This window comes from Gilliamella sp. M0364 (genome assembly GCF_016100565.1).
Lineage (GTDB): Bacteria > Pseudomonadota > Gammaproteobacteria > Enterobacterales > Orbaceae > Gilliamella > Gilliamella apis.
Genome location: NZ_JACFSF010000013.1, coordinates 22,642 through 36,462, shown reverse-complemented (window position 1 = coordinate 36,462; position 13,821 = coordinate 22,642). Strand labels below are relative to the sequence as shown.

Annotated in this window: 15 protein-coding genes; 9 read left to right on the top strand and 6 right to left on the bottom strand. The window is 34.7% G+C overall.

Features of this window, described 5'->3' with window-relative positions; translation table 11 throughout:
* A partial coding sequence (locus H3U96_RS11270) for a hypothetical protein (RefSeq protein ID WP_232343783.1) occupies window positions 1–233 on the top strand: 233 nt, incomplete at its 5' end.
* 292 nt (window positions 234–525) lie between these two features.
* Here H3U96_RS11270 and gmhB read toward each other — a convergent pair.
* A complete protein-coding gene (gene gmhB / locus H3U96_RS10825; protein ID WP_086360760.1) occupies window positions 526–1,062 on the bottom strand; it encodes a D-glycero-beta-D-manno-heptose 1,7-bisphosphate 7-phosphatase in 537 nt (178 codons plus the stop codon).
* Between the two features lie 118 nt (window positions 1,063–1,180).
* Between gmhB and metN the strand changes: the two genes are divergently transcribed.
* The 4 genes from metN to tsaA all read left to right on the top strand — a co-directional run bounded on the left by metN (window position 1,181) and on the right by tsaA (window position 4,675).
* Entirely contained in the window at window positions 1,181–2,212 is a 1,032-nt protein-coding gene (gene metN / locus H3U96_RS10820; RefSeq protein ID WP_086360759.1) for a methionine ABC transporter ATP-binding protein MetN, read from the top strand.
* A 112-nt stretch (window positions 2,213–2,324) separates the two neighbouring features.
* On the top strand, window positions 2,325–2,966 hold the full coding sequence (locus H3U96_RS10815) for a methionine ABC transporter permease (RefSeq protein ID WP_086354348.1): 642 nt from the start codon (window positions 2,325–2,327) through the stop codon (window positions 2,964–2,966).
* Between the two features lie 14 nt (window positions 2,967–2,980).
* Window positions 2,981–3,880: a MetQ/NlpA family lipoprotein gene (locus H3U96_RS10810; protein ID WP_065614158.1), complete on the top strand. Its 900-nt coding sequence runs from the start codon at window positions 2,981–2,983 to the stop codon at window positions 3,878–3,880.
* 87 nt (window positions 3,881–3,967) lie between these two features.
* The gene (tsaA, locus tag H3U96_RS10805; protein WP_086360762.1) at window positions 3,968–4,675 is read left to right on the top strand and encodes a tRNA (N6-threonylcarbamoyladenosine(37)-N6)-methyltransferase TrmO; all 708 of its coding nucleotides are present in this window, start codon (window positions 3,968–3,970) and stop codon (window positions 4,673–4,675) included.
* Window positions 4,676–4,888: 213 nt separating this feature from the next.
* On the opposite strand, the gene hslO is transcribed toward tsaA, so the two are convergent.
* From hslO to H3U96_RS10790, 3 genes are read right to left on the bottom strand one after another with little or no spacing between them, the layout of a single operon-like run.
* A complete protein-coding gene (hslO, locus tag H3U96_RS10800; protein ID WP_086360758.1) occupies window positions 4,889–5,782 on the bottom strand; it encodes an Hsp33 family molecular chaperone HslO in 894 nt (297 codons plus the stop codon).
* The gene (hslR, locus tag H3U96_RS10795) at window positions 5,754–6,152 is read right to left on the bottom strand and encodes a ribosome-associated heat shock protein Hsp15 (RefSeq protein WP_198196646.1); all 399 of its coding nucleotides are present in this window, start codon (window positions 6,150–6,152) and stop codon (window positions 5,754–5,756) included. Before hslR ends, hslO begins: the two co-directional genes overlap by 29 nt.
* A gap of 60 nt (window positions 6,153–6,212) precedes the next feature.
* Window positions 6,213–7,817: a hypothetical protein gene (locus H3U96_RS10790; protein WP_086360757.1), complete on the bottom strand. Its 1,605-nt coding sequence runs from the start codon at window positions 7,815–7,817 to the stop codon at window positions 6,213–6,215.
* A gap of 236 nt (window positions 7,818–8,053) precedes the next feature.
* Between H3U96_RS10790 and greA the strand changes: the two genes are divergently transcribed.
* Window positions 8,054–8,530: a transcription elongation factor GreA gene (greA, locus tag H3U96_RS10785; RefSeq protein ID WP_065578173.1), complete on the top strand. Its 477-nt coding sequence runs from the start codon at window positions 8,054–8,056 to the stop codon at window positions 8,528–8,530.
* A 40-nt stretch (window positions 8,531–8,570) separates the two neighbouring features.
* Here greA and yhbY read toward each other — a convergent pair whose 3' ends face one another.
* Window positions 8,571–8,864 carry a ribosome assembly RNA-binding protein YhbY gene (gene yhbY / locus H3U96_RS10780; protein WP_086320154.1) on the bottom strand — a complete coding sequence of 98 codons (294 nt, stop codon included), beginning with the start codon at window positions 8,862–8,864 and terminating at the stop codon, window positions 8,571–8,573.
* Window positions 8,865–8,962: 98 nt separating this feature from the next.
* On the opposite strand from yhbY, the gene rlmE reads away from it, so the two are divergent.
* The 3 genes from rlmE to folP all read left to right on the top strand — a co-directional run bounded on the left by rlmE (window position 8,963) and on the right by folP (window position 12,537).
* A complete protein-coding gene (gene rlmE, locus H3U96_RS10775) occupies window positions 8,963–9,589 on the top strand; it encodes a 23S rRNA (uridine(2552)-2'-O)-methyltransferase RlmE (RefSeq protein WP_086360756.1) in 627 nt (208 codons plus the stop codon).
* Between the two features lie 75 nt (window positions 9,590–9,664).
* A complete protein-coding gene (gene ftsH, locus H3U96_RS10770) occupies window positions 9,665–11,545 on the top strand; it encodes an ATP-dependent zinc metalloprotease FtsH (RefSeq protein WP_086320153.1) in 1,881 nt (626 codons plus the stop codon).
* A 152-nt stretch (window positions 11,546–11,697) separates the two neighbouring features.
* Window positions 11,698–12,537: a dihydropteroate synthase gene (gene folP / locus H3U96_RS10765; RefSeq protein ID WP_198196644.1), complete on the top strand. Its 840-nt coding sequence runs from the start codon at window positions 11,698–11,700 to the stop codon at window positions 12,535–12,537.
* Between the two features lie 326 nt (window positions 12,538–12,863).
* Here folP and ubiA read toward each other — a convergent pair whose 3' ends face one another.
* Entirely contained in the window at window positions 12,864–13,694 is an 831-nt protein-coding gene (ubiA, locus tag H3U96_RS10760) for a 4-hydroxybenzoate octaprenyltransferase (protein WP_198196642.1), read from the bottom strand.
* Between the last annotated feature and the right edge of the window lie 127 nt (window positions 13,695–13,821).

Sequence of the window (13,821 nt, the reverse complement as noted above, 5' to 3'; positions counted from 1 at the left end):
TGTTTCAGTTTGCTGTCTCAAGGGCTGCGTATACTACGCTACACCTTTTTATTCGTCAAGATCTTTTTTTAAAATTTTTGACCTTACTCACTAACACGACCTTTGTCTGCTTGTCGCTGACGCCGTGTCAGTGGATGCGCATTATAGGCACTTCATTTTTTTTGGCAAGTGATTATTGCAAATTTATTTTTGTTTGTCTTTTTTTTACACAAGATGAGCTAAAAACAAACTAAAACAATACATTTTATAGCAATTTTACCTTTTCAATCTTTATTCTACGATTAAATTCTTTAATAAAAGAAAAATCAAACTACAAAATGTAAAATAACTATCTTAGAGCCATAGCTATTTGCTTTTATACATTCAGCTATATAGTCGTACTTTTTATTCTTTTCGATATTCTCTCATCATAAATAGAATAGCAAATATAGTTGTATTATAAATTAATGTACTATTTTATTGATTAACAATCACATCATCCATCTTTAAAAATATACAGTATTTAAATTAACCGCTGTAGTTCTATCATAATTCTGCTTTAATCTTTTTCGGTAAATCAGCTAAACTATCAATTAACCAGTCTGCTTGTGCTAACGCCTCTTCGGTTATTTCATCGCCGGTTTTAACTAATACTGTTTTTTTAACCCCAGCTCGTTTCCCTGATAACAAGTCAGAAACCCTATCACCAACCATATAAGAATTTGCTATATCGATATTGAGTTCTTTAGCGGCAGATTGAATCATACCAGGACTTGGTTTGCGACATTCACATTCCTCCACTAGTGGATCATGAGGACAATAATAGACACCATCTAAATCAACACCACGATCTTGTAGTGACCAATCCATCCATTCAGTTAAGGTATCAAATTGCTCTTGAGTAAATTTATTTCTAGCAATACCTGATTGATTAGTGGTAATAACTAATAAAAAGCCCATCTTTTTCAATTCTTGCATTGCGTCAATCACACCATCAATAAAGTGAAATTTATCAATAGTGTGTACATAATTATAATCTATATTAATTGTCCCATCTCGATCTAAAAATATAGCTGGTTTCATGTTTAATCATCTTCCTTTTATATGGATTCTTTTCTAACTTTATATAGGATATTATTGATTGACTTAGATGTCTAGACGTCTTAATATTTATCTATTCATATTTTTGTTGTTATATATCATGATAAAATTAGAACATATCTCAAAGACATTTGAGCAAAATAAAACTACTATTCATGCTTTAAAGGACATTTCGTTACATGTTCCAGAAGGTAAAATTTATGGTGTGATTGGCAAATCCGGCGCAGGTAAAAGTACATTAATACGTTGCGTTAACTTGTTAGAAAAACCAACAAGTGGAAAAATATTTTTTGATAACCAAGATATCACCCATTTATCTAATCGAAAGTTAATTGAAGTTCGTCGAAAAATTAGCATGATTTTTCAACATTTCAATTTACTTTCCTCAAGAACGGTATTTGATAATATCGCCTTTCCTCTTGAACTCAACAGAACCCCTAAAGCGGTCATTAAACAAAAAGTAAATGAACTTATTGCTCTTGTTGGTTTAAGTGAAAAAGCGAATGTTTATCCGGCTAATTTATCTGGTGGCCAAAAACAACGCGTCGCTATTGCTAGAGCATTGGCCAGTGATCCGAAAGTATTATTATGTGATGAGGCAACGAGCGCTCTTGACCCAGAAACAACCCGTTCAATATTAGAATTATTAAAAGATATCAACCAAAAACTGGGCTTAACCATTTTATTAATCACTCACGAGATGGATGTAGTTAAACAGATTTGTGACCAAGTTGCTGTAATTAGTAATGGTGAGTTAGTTGAACAATCTTCAGTTGGTGAAATGTTTTCGCATGCAAAAACTGATATTGCAAGACAATTTATTCAATCAACTTTGCATCTTACAATTCCAGATGATTATTTAGCTAGACTAACACCGGAACACAAAGAAGGACTTAATCCGCTGGTTCGCATGGAGTTCACAGGAGTATCGGTTGATTTACCATTACTGTCTCAAATAGCTAAAGAATTTGAAGTTGATAGTAATATTATTAGCGCTCAAATGGACTATGCTGGCGGTGTTAAATTTGGCTTAATGTTGACAGAAATGAAAGGCAAACAAAAAAGTACAGCATCGGCAATTGCGTTTTTAGAAAAGAATAACACTAAAGTTGAGGTACTAGGTTATGTTTGATTTTATCCCATCATTTAAACCATTTGAATCATTAGTTTTATATTTATCTCATTTTGAATTTTGGTCAGATTTTATTGCTTTTGTATCTTCTTTTGATGGTTTTAGCGAAGCAATGATAATAAAAATAGCACAATCTACCGATGACACTATTTATATGGTTTCCTTGTCTGTATTCTTTGGTCTACTTATTGGTTTACCTATAGGTGTATTGCTTTTTACCACACGTAAAGGGCAGATATTAGATTGTACTATTTTAAATAACCTTATTTCATTTGCTGCGAATTTCTTTCGTTCAATACCATTTATTATATTAATTGTATGGATTCTTCCTTTTACTGCTTTGTTAATGGGGACATTTATTGGCAAACAAGCTGCTGTTGTACCATTAAGTATTGGTGTAGCACCATTAGTTGCTCGGATGATTGAAAATGCGTTATTAGAAGTGCCGAAAGGTTTAATAGAAGCGGCACGCTCTATGGGGGCAACGCCATTACAAATTATCTATAAAGTTTTATTACCCGAATCATTACCTGTCATTGTGAATAGTATGACAATTACACTCATCACATTAACTGGATATATTGCTATGGCTGGAGCTGTCGGTGCTGGTGGCTTGGGGCAACTTGCAATACAGTATGGATACATCAGTCATAAACCAGCAATAACAGATTCAGTAGTATATATATTAGTAATTTTTACATTTTTTATTCAATTTTTAGGTAATACTATTGTTAAACGTGTTACCCATCATTAATCATGGAGAGAGTTATGTCTATAAAAAAATTAGCACTAATAACCACACTAGTAAGTGCATTTTTCTTAACCGGTTGTGATAACAAACAAACCACTGCTACTGATAACAAACCAGCAGAACCAGCAAAAGTTAGTCCTTTAAAAGTAGGTGTGATTGCCGGAGCAGACCAAGAAGAAGCCGAAATAGCGCAACAACAAGCAAAAGAACGATTTAATCTTGATGTTGAGCTAGTTATTTTTAATGATTATGTTACGCCAAACCGAGCCTTAAACGATGGTTTAATTGATGTTAATGTATTTCAACATAAACCATATTTAGACGAGCAAATGAAAGGACAAGGTTATAAATTAGCAGTAGTTGGTAATACTTTCGTTTTCCCAATTGCTTCTTATTCCAAAAAACTAAAACCAATCGCAGCTGATGAGCAAGTTGGTGAAGGGGTCAAAGTGACTTCACCTCGTGGTGAAATATTCTTTATTCCTGCTAATTCAACTATTGCTATACCTAATGACCCTACTAATTTAGGCCGTGCTTTACTCTTATTACAACATGAAGGAATGTTAACGGTTGATAAAGCTAAAGGTTTATTACCAACTGTATTAGATATCACCAGCAATCCATATAACTATAAAATTGTTGAACTTGAAGCACCAATGCTGCCACGTTCTTTAGACGACTCACAAGTTGATTTAGCAATAATCAATAACACTTTTGCTGCACCTGCAAATTTAATCCCAAGCAGAAATGGTATTTTTGTTGAAGATAAAGAATCACCATATGTCAATGTTATTGTTTCTCGTGAAGAGAATAAGGACGATGAAAGAGTTAAAAACTTTGTTAAAGCTTATCAATCTGATGCTGTAGCTAAAAAAGCCGATGAAATTTTCAAAGGTGGCGCAATTCGTGGTTGGTAATCCTAAATTAGCAAACTATGAACAACTTACTCTCATCGACTATTGTCGATGGGAGCTGATTTAAAACAATTACACAATAATTTAATAATGACATCGCAATTTGAGCCAATTGGCATCATTTACTCACCCTATACTGAAAAATTTGCTGTACCACGTCAACCGAATCTTGTTACAGCAGCTGAAGGTGAACTACATTTGCTAGATAAATTCAATGATCCCATGAGTATTAAGGGATTAGAACAGTTTTCACATATATGGTTATTATTTCACTTTCATCATATTGATACTAGCAAACAAAAACTAACCGTCCGCCCACCTCGTTTAGGTGGCAATAAAAGTTTAGGTGTATTTGCAACAAGATCACCATTTAGACCCAATAATATTGGGCTCTCAGTCGTTGAATTACTAGATATTATTATTGAAAACAAGCAGGTGATATTAAAACTAGGTGGATTGGATCTAGTAAATGGTACGCCGATAATTGATATAAAACCCTATTTACCTTATTGTGATAGCCATCCAGAGGCAATAGCTGGTTATGCTCAACAACTTCCAACACAAAAACTTAAGGTAACATTTTCTTCTAAAGCTGACATATTTTTACAAAGCCAAACTCAGAATTATCCACAACTAAGCGAACTAATTGAACAAGTCATTTCTCAAGATCCGAGGCCAGCTTATAAACAAAAAAGTCTTAATGAGCAAAGCTACGCGATTACCCTATATCATTTCAATATAACTTGGAAAGTATTAGGACATGAAGCCATTGTGGAAAATATTCACATAATTAGTTAATCATACAGATACTTTTATAAAAATAAATTATTGATTTCGTATATGCAGAATATTAATCGATCTATTTGTAAAGATAATTTACAAAAAAGTTATGCGAAACCGATAATATTAATTTGGTGAGTTGAAATTATTTTGATAAATTAACTACGAGTTTAATTCCCTATATTTCACTTTGCCACTAATATTTTATAACTTTAGTGGCCCTTTTATAACTCAATGATAATTATTACTTTTCTTGTTTCTTAACTCTGCTATATCAATAGCATCGAATAGATAATGTTTACCACAATAATCACAATGAATATCAATCTTACCATCATCTTCATTGAGAATATCATCAACTTCGTTAGCTGGTAATGTCATTAAGCTATCTTCGCAACGTTGTCGTGAACAACCACACTTAAACACAATATCATGCGTCTCAAATAAACGAACTTCTTCTTGATTATAAAGACGATATAATATCTCATCAGTTGGCAATTGGAATAACTCATCGCTAGTGATAGTCTCCGTCAATGCACAGAGATGTTCAAATGATTGTTCAATATCTTCATTTGCCGGTAATACTTGTAATAAAATACCTGCTGCCATCGGTTTGTTATTATAAACCCCTGTTTTGACAAATAAACGGGTAGGAAGTTGTTCAGATTGCATAAAGTAATTTTCTATACAACCAATTAAAGTGTCCTTTTCAAGACCAACAATACCTTGATAACGCTCTCCTTTTTTAGGTGTTATGGTGATGACAATATAGCCGTTACCCACCATATCTTTAAGAGTAGCATTATCTGCAATTTCACCATTAACTCGTGCAACGCCACGTAGTTGCTGCTCATTGTTACCATTTACTACCGCTAATGTCAGCGGACCATCCCCTTGTAATTGTACCGCTATATCACCATCAAATTTTAAAGTCGCGGTTAATAAACTGGTTGCTACTAACAATTCACCTAATAAATTTTGTACAGCTATAGGATAAGTATGGTTTTCTAAAATTGCTTGGTAGGTATTTTCAAGTCGAGTAATCTCACCACGAACCGAATGATTATCAAATAAAAACCGATTTAAAGTATCCATATTAATTCTTGTCGCCTTGTTGTCTATCATATTTAAATTTAATTAATGTTCGCCGCTCTTTTTTATCTGGTCTTCGATCAGGATGCGGCATAGTTAATGCATTAAGTTTTCTAGCCTCAGCAATATTTTCTCGTTCGGTGATGCTTTCTAAGGTCTCTTGGTAAAGATATTCTGCTTCTCTAGCCGGCCTACGTTGATCACTAATAGCTAAAACACGAATTGTTTTTTGTTCATTGCCCTGTCTAAGGGTTAATATAGCACCAACTTCAACAATTTTGCTTGGTTTTGCTCGTTGACCATTATAGTGGACTTTGCCACCATCAATCATATCACGAGCGATGGAACGTGTTTTATAAAACCGAGCCGCCCATAACCATTTATCTAATCTTACTAGATACATCGTTTCCTCATTTAAAACTAAATAAATCTCAAAACAGATATAAGGATAATTTTATTAAAATCAATGTTGTGAATGAATTGAATACTCATTATCATTGGTAAAAAATGTCCCAGATAGGCTAAATGGTGAAATTTCACCATGTAAATCAACACGATAATTTGAAGATTCAGGCGAAGTTTCAACTAACTTCCATCGATTTAACAGTTCACTAGTAATCCCTTTAGCAATAATATGTAATGATTCAAACTCGGTTTGCAAAGGATTTATCGTTGCGGTTGCATCAAGCTGACCACTATTAATTAATGCGCTAAAACTTAATAATGCTCGATGCTGACTATCAAAATTCACCGATAAATTAGGATATTTAACCGCAATTTTATTAATTGTTGCATCATTAGCTTTAAAAAATAACGAGCCTGAATATATGCCAAACTTTTTATCTTCCACTAACCTAATGTTGGTTCCAGAAACATTAAAATCTGTGAGATTAAATGGATAGTCAGACTTAGTGCTGATTAACGTACTTGGCAAAACAGTTAGCTGATCAATATCGACTTGATTGAATATATTAGGTAATAACCGTTGTTTTAAGTCATCAGGTAACTGATAATTAATACTGGCTAGTAATAATGTTTGTAAATGTAATACATTGTTTTTCCAGTTACCAGTTAAATGGACATTACCATCACTCCACCCTGCGACCGCTTTTAAAATGTCTACTTCATCATCTTTGCAAGATAGTTGCAGTAATAATGATGAAAATATTTCATCAAACCACACAACATTATCAGCACTAATAATGAAATTACTTTGCTGTAACTGCCACTGATTATCATAACCAATGTTAGTTATCTCCATATTACCCTTTTCTATTACTAAATTAGGTAATTGAATATTACTATCAAATATCGAAAATTCTTGTAATTTGAATTTTGGCAGCTCAGACAAATAGCTGTTTAAATCAGTCTCATTATTAGCATTAAAATGTATATTATTTAATTTTAATTGTGCTATATCCAAACTACCATCTGCTAGTATTTTTAATTTGCTAACAAAAAAACCATTATCAATATTACCACCTAAATTAGTAATTGAAGTTATACCATCACGGTAATATCCTTGTAATAACACATTATCTACAGCCTTTTGCTTAAACAATACTTGCTGGGCAGTAAAATCAAATTGATATGGTTGTTTACTCGGCAAATCAAACGGTTTTATACCACCATTAATTTGTTGTAACAACAAGGGGGCTTGAGCATTATTCAATGAAAAATTTAAGGTTGTGTTATACAACCGTAACATATTCGCTGTAAAATTCGATTCACTGATTTGAGAACCATCTAGCGTACCATCAATGAGATTGATATAGTTAAAATGATGAAGCTGCCACAAATTTTGCTTATCAAAACCAATGATTAATTTGCCAATATTAGCTACTTCTTGCTGATCTTTTTTTACCAATAAATTATCAACGCTTAACTCATAAAAATTAGCAAAGGAATGATTTATTTTACCAATTGTAATAGAATAGGCACCCAGCTTTGATAATTGTTGGCTTACTATTTTGGCACCAAAATTGGTTTGTAACAAAAAATAGCCAACTACAATTAACAACCAGAAAATCGAAAAGAGGATGATTAAACTAAATCGTAATCGTCTCATAAATAAGCTAAATAGTTATAATGAAGGGTTGAATTGTATTACGATACCCGATTTTGACTAAAATAGCACTTGATTTTGCTATAAATGATTTGTTGTTAAACCAGTTTTGAAGTTAATATATAACTAAAGCCAATTGTAACATTAGAATAACAAACCAAATTAATAATTTACCTCTCTTTTGATTAAGATGAACATTTGTTATTCTTTTTATTTACTATATATAGGAAAAAACCGAAATGAAACAGATCCCAATGACAGTAAAGGGAGCCGAATTATTACGTGCAGAACTTGAAGAACTTAAAAATGTAAAAAGACCTCAAATTACTGCCGCTATTGCTGAAGCTAGAGCACACGGTGATTTGAAAGAAAACGCTGAATATCATGCTGCGAGAGAGCAACAAGGATTTTGTGAAGGTCGTATTCAAGAAATTGAAGGTAAATTGTCGCAAGCACAAATTATCGATATCACGAAAGTAAAAAATACCGGTCGTATTATATTTGGTGCTACCGTCACAGTAGTAAATATTGATACCGATGAAGAAACAACCTACCGAATCGTTGGCGACGATGAAGCGGATTACAAACAGAATTTGATTTCAGTTAACTCTCCAATTGCTCGTGGACTTATTGGCAAGGAAGATGGTGATACAGTACAAATTAAAACACCTGGTGGCGATGTTGAATTTGATATTGTTAAAGTTGAATATATTTAATTAAACTGTTGCAAAAAAATAGGGCGATTAGCCCTATTTTTTATTTTGGTAGTGTAATTTTTTTCTCTTCACTCGGTCTGTATATCGTAAAAATAGAACCCACCTGTTGTACAGCTAAAGCTTTTGTTTCGCGGATGATTGCTTCACAAATTAGCTTTTTAGTTTCACGATCTTCAGCGGATACTTTAATTTTTATTAACTCATGGAAATTTAAGGCATTTTCAATTTCAGCTAGCACGCCTTCGGTAAATCCATTAGCCCCAATCATCACTATCGGTTTTAAATGATGAGCTTCACTTTTTAAATACTGTTTTTGTTTATTCGATAAATTCATTAATTTTTTATCACATTAAGTTGTAATTTTGCTATTCTACCCTTATATATATTTGTAATCAATTGAAGTGACCTCATTACATTAAGGATTTATTCTCTGTGAGTAACAAAAAACGCTCAGCAAGCTCTACTCGTTGGCTTAGTGAACATTTTAACGATCGTTTTGTGCAACAAGCACAAAAAAAAGGCCTGAGATCCAGAGCATGGTTCAAATTAGAAGAAATACAAAAAAGTGACAAATTATTTAAACCAGGAATTACTGTGGTGGATTTAGGCGCTGCACCAGGAGGATGGTCACAATATGTTGCATCTCTCATTGGCAATAAAGGGCGAATTATTGCCTGTGATTTATTGCCAATGGATCCTATCGTTGGCGTTGACTTTTTGCAAGGTGATTTTCGTGATGAAGCAGTATTAAATGCCCTACTTGAGCGAGTTGGTGAAGAAAAAGTACAAGTTGTTATGTCCGACATGGCACCAAATATGAGTGGACAACCCGCCGTTGATATACCTAGGGCTATGTATTTAGTTGAATTAGCATTAGATATGTGTAAAGACGTTCTTGCTCCAAATGGTAGTTTCATCGTTAAAGTATTCCAAGGTGAGGGCTTTGAAGAGTATCTAAAAACAGTAAGATCACTGTTTAAAACAGTCAAAATTCGCAAGCCAGAAGCCTCGCGGGCACGGTCTCGAGAAGTATATATTGTAGCAATGGGGATGAAGTAGCCAGCCGTACAATTTTGTAGTACCATACTTGGTTAATTTTAGTCGTAACTATTAATTTTATGAGAGGTTTTTCTTTTGAACGACATGGTAAAGAATTTACTGATCTGGGGTGTTATCGCCGTCGTATTGATTGCTGTTTTTAGTCAATTCAGCTCAATATCCAATAGCGGTCCTCAAGTCGATTACACCAAATTTAATGCGGATGTAACGGGTGGCAAACTGAAAGAAGTGCATATTAATGGCCGCGAAATTGTTGCTACCACCAAAGGGAGTAATAATTATGTTACTTATATCCCTTATTTGGATGAAAAGTTAGTTGATAACTTGGTGCTAAATGATGTTGCGGTCTATGGCAGCCCAGACGAAAAACCAAGCTTATTAGTTAACATTTTAATCTCGTGGTTCCCGATTATTTTACTACTTGGTTTCTGGTTCTTTATCATGCGCCAGATGCAAGGCGGTGGTAAAGGTGGACCAATGTCGGTAGGTAAAAGTAAAGCTAAAATGTTAACACCTGACCAAGTTAAGACTAAATTTAGTGATGTTGCAGGCAGTGAAGAAGCGAAACAAGAAGTTACCGAAGTTGTCGATTTTTTAAGAGATCCTGGAAAATATCAAAAACTTGGTGGTCGTATTCCAAAAGGTATTTTAATGGTTGGACCGCCAGGTACTGGTAAAACATTACTAGCTAAAGCCATCGCTGGTGAAGCAAATGTACCTTTCTTTAGTATTTCTGGTTCAGACTTTGTTGAAATGTTTGTTGGGGTGGGTGCTTCACGTGTCCGTGATCTATTTGAACAAGCCCGTAAACATTCACCATGTATTATCTTTATTGATGAAATCGATGCTGTGGGTCGTAAACGTGGTGCCGGTTCAATGGGTGGCCATGACGAACGCGAACAAACTCTTAACCAAATGTTAGTTGAAATGGATGGTTTCGAAGCTAATAGTGGCATTATCATTATTGCTGCAACCAACCGTGTTGATATCCTAGATCCAGCCTTACTTCGTCCTGGTCGTTTTGACCGCCAAGTACAAATTGGCTTACCGGATATGAAAGGTCGTGAACAAATTCTAGCTGTTCATGTGCAAAAAGTACCACTCGGTTCTGATGTTAATTTATCGGTGCTTGCTCGTGGTACCCCAGGTTATTCTGGTGCAGAATTGGCAAACCTAGTCAATGAGGCCGCACTATTTGCAGCTCGTCGTAACAAGCGTTTAGTCACTATGGACGAATTTGAAGAAGCTAAAGATAAGATCAACATGGGTACAGAACGACGTTCGTTAACCATGACACAAGAGCAACTTATCTCAACCGCTTATCATGAGGCTGGACACGCCATTATCGGTTATTTAATGCCTGATCATGATCCAATCCATAAAGTAACTATCATCCCGCGTGGCCGAGCATTAGGGGTAACGTTCTTCTTACCTGAAGGCGATCGAGTTAGTGAAAGCCGAGAAAAATTAGAAGGTGATATCGCCACGCTATATGGTGGACGTCTTGCCGAAGAACTGATTTATGGTGTTGATAAAGTTTCAACTGGTGCATCAAACGATATTAAAGTTGCCACTCAATATGCCAGAGCAATGGTTACCCAATGGGGCTTTTCTGATCGTTTAGGTCCGTTATTTTATGAAATGGATGATAATTCATCTTATGGCCGACCAAAAGATATCTCTGATGAAACTGCGCGAATTATTGATGAAGAAGTTAAAAAAATTATCGATCGTAACTTTGAACGAGCACGTAAAATTTTAACTGAAAATATGGACGTACTTCATGCAATGAAAGATGCATTAATGAAATACGAAACCATTGGCGCAAAACAAGTTGCTGATTTGATTGCTCGTAGACCAATTACTGCTCCAGAAGATTGGACTGAAAGTGATGAACAAGCAACAAAAGAGATACCAAATGAGGGAACAGATATACCACCTCAATCAGAAAATTAATTACGACTAAATCTAAAACGCGCTTCGGCGCGTTTTTTATCATCCAACAGCAATTAATTTTGTAAAATAATAAACCAGAACTAACAATCATACTTCAGCATTACAACAGTGCAATTAGCATTAAAAATATTAATAAAATAAGGCCTAAAATCATGGAAATTCGTTTTCAAAATCACGTAATGGATCTCTCTTTTCCTCAAGTAATGGGAATTGTTAATATGACGCCAGATTCTTTTTCTGACGGCGGTAATTACAACAATCTTGATGATGCTATGCGGCGAGTTGATAATATGATTCAAGCTGGGGCAACCTTTATTGATGTTGGCGGAGAATCAACTCGATCTGGTGCTGCTGATGTTTCAACCAGTGAAGAACTTGATCGAGTTATACCGCTAGTGGAAAAAATTGCTCGCTATTTTGACGTTTGGATTTCAGTTGATACATCAAAACCAGAGGTCATCACAGAAGCCGCCAAAGCTGGTGCACATTTAATTAATGATATTCGGGCATTAACTTTACCAGGGGCATTAGAAGCAGCACAACAAACTGAATTACCAGTATGTATTATGCATATGCAAGGTGATCCAAAAACTATGCAAAATGCACCTCACTACCAACAAGATATCTATCAAGAAGTCGATTCATTTTTTGCTGAACATATCCAACGATGTGTAACTGCAGGCATTGCTCGGGAAAAAATCATCCTTGATCCAGGCTTCGGGTTTGGTAAAACGTTAGCCCATAACTATCGTCTATTGGCGACACTGGAAAGATTCCATCACTTCAATTTGCCTATATTGGTTGGCATGTCAAGAAAATCAATGGTCGGGCAAGTACTAAATGTTCCCCCTAAAGAACGTGTATTAGGTAGTGTTTCTTGTGCAGTTATTGCTGCAATGAAAGGAGCGCAAATTATCCGTGTTCATGATGTCAAAGAAACCTTCGATGCCATGCGAATAGTGCAAGCCACATTAGCAGAACAAAATCTATAAAATAGCCGGTACAGATGTAAAAAACATTAAGGAGTCTATACCATTAACTTGCAAATAATATGTTTGTTTTACTACTAGCAATCGAATAACCTTAAAGGTAGGTAAATGCCTACCTTACCTATATTACAATAGTAATTCTCTTCCGAATGGCGCTGGCAAATTAAATTCAATAATTTAAAAAATTGAGAATAATCTTGTAAAAAATATTGAGGAGTCTATACCACCATTTTACTTTTTTAATAAGCTACACTTTTACAATTTAAGATATATCGTTTAAAGCAATTAATGTCCGCGATGAAAGTTAAATAATGATGGTAAAGGTGTTTTTAACTAACCAAAATCGCTATAAATATAAACAATCCTATATAATTATTATTCATAAACGCTTTAAAACAGTTGCTTCTATCACGGTCTTTGATTAACCATTGTTGATAAATAAATAGCAATAAGGCGATGATTAAACCAATATAATAAAATTGCTGAAAATGATTGTTTATACCGATCAATGCAAGGCAAACTATAGTTATGATTTGCAGTAATCCAATAATAAACTTGTCATAGTCTCCAAATAGGATAGCTGTGGACTTGATACCTATTTTAAGATCATCATCGCGATCGACCATAGCATATTCGGTATCATAAGCTATTGTCCAACATACATTAGCTAGACATAGTAACCAACAAGTTATCGGAAATTGAGCTATTGTTGCCGCGTAGGCCATCGGAATTCCCCAGCTAAAGGCAATGCCTAAAGTCACTTGGGGTAAATGTGTGTAACGTTTCATAAATGGATAAATCATTGCTGTGATTAATGCAAAACCAGCCATTAACCAAGTTAATTTATCCAAAGTAAGCAATAAACCAAGCGCAATAAGCAGTAATACGAATAAAGTGTATAAGGCATTTTTTTCGCTTAATGCGCCACGAGCGAGAGGACGATTCTTAGTCCGTTCGACTTTACCATCAAAATGCCGATCAGCGTAATCATTAACCACGCAGCCAGCTGAGCGCATCACGATTACGCCAACAACAAACACAACAACAACATGAATAGATGGCGTAGATGTAGCAAGCCAAATCGCCCACAATGTTGGCCAAAGTAGTAGTAAGGAACCAATTGGCTTGTCTAATCGCATCAGTTGTAAATAAGCTAACATAGGTTGTCATTGTCCTGAATCATAATAGGCGGATTATACCTGTTCCTTAAAAAGCTGCAAACAACAGCTATCAATGCATATTTTGGCTTAAATAAATAAGTGAGCGCTTTATTTGTTATATAATCAG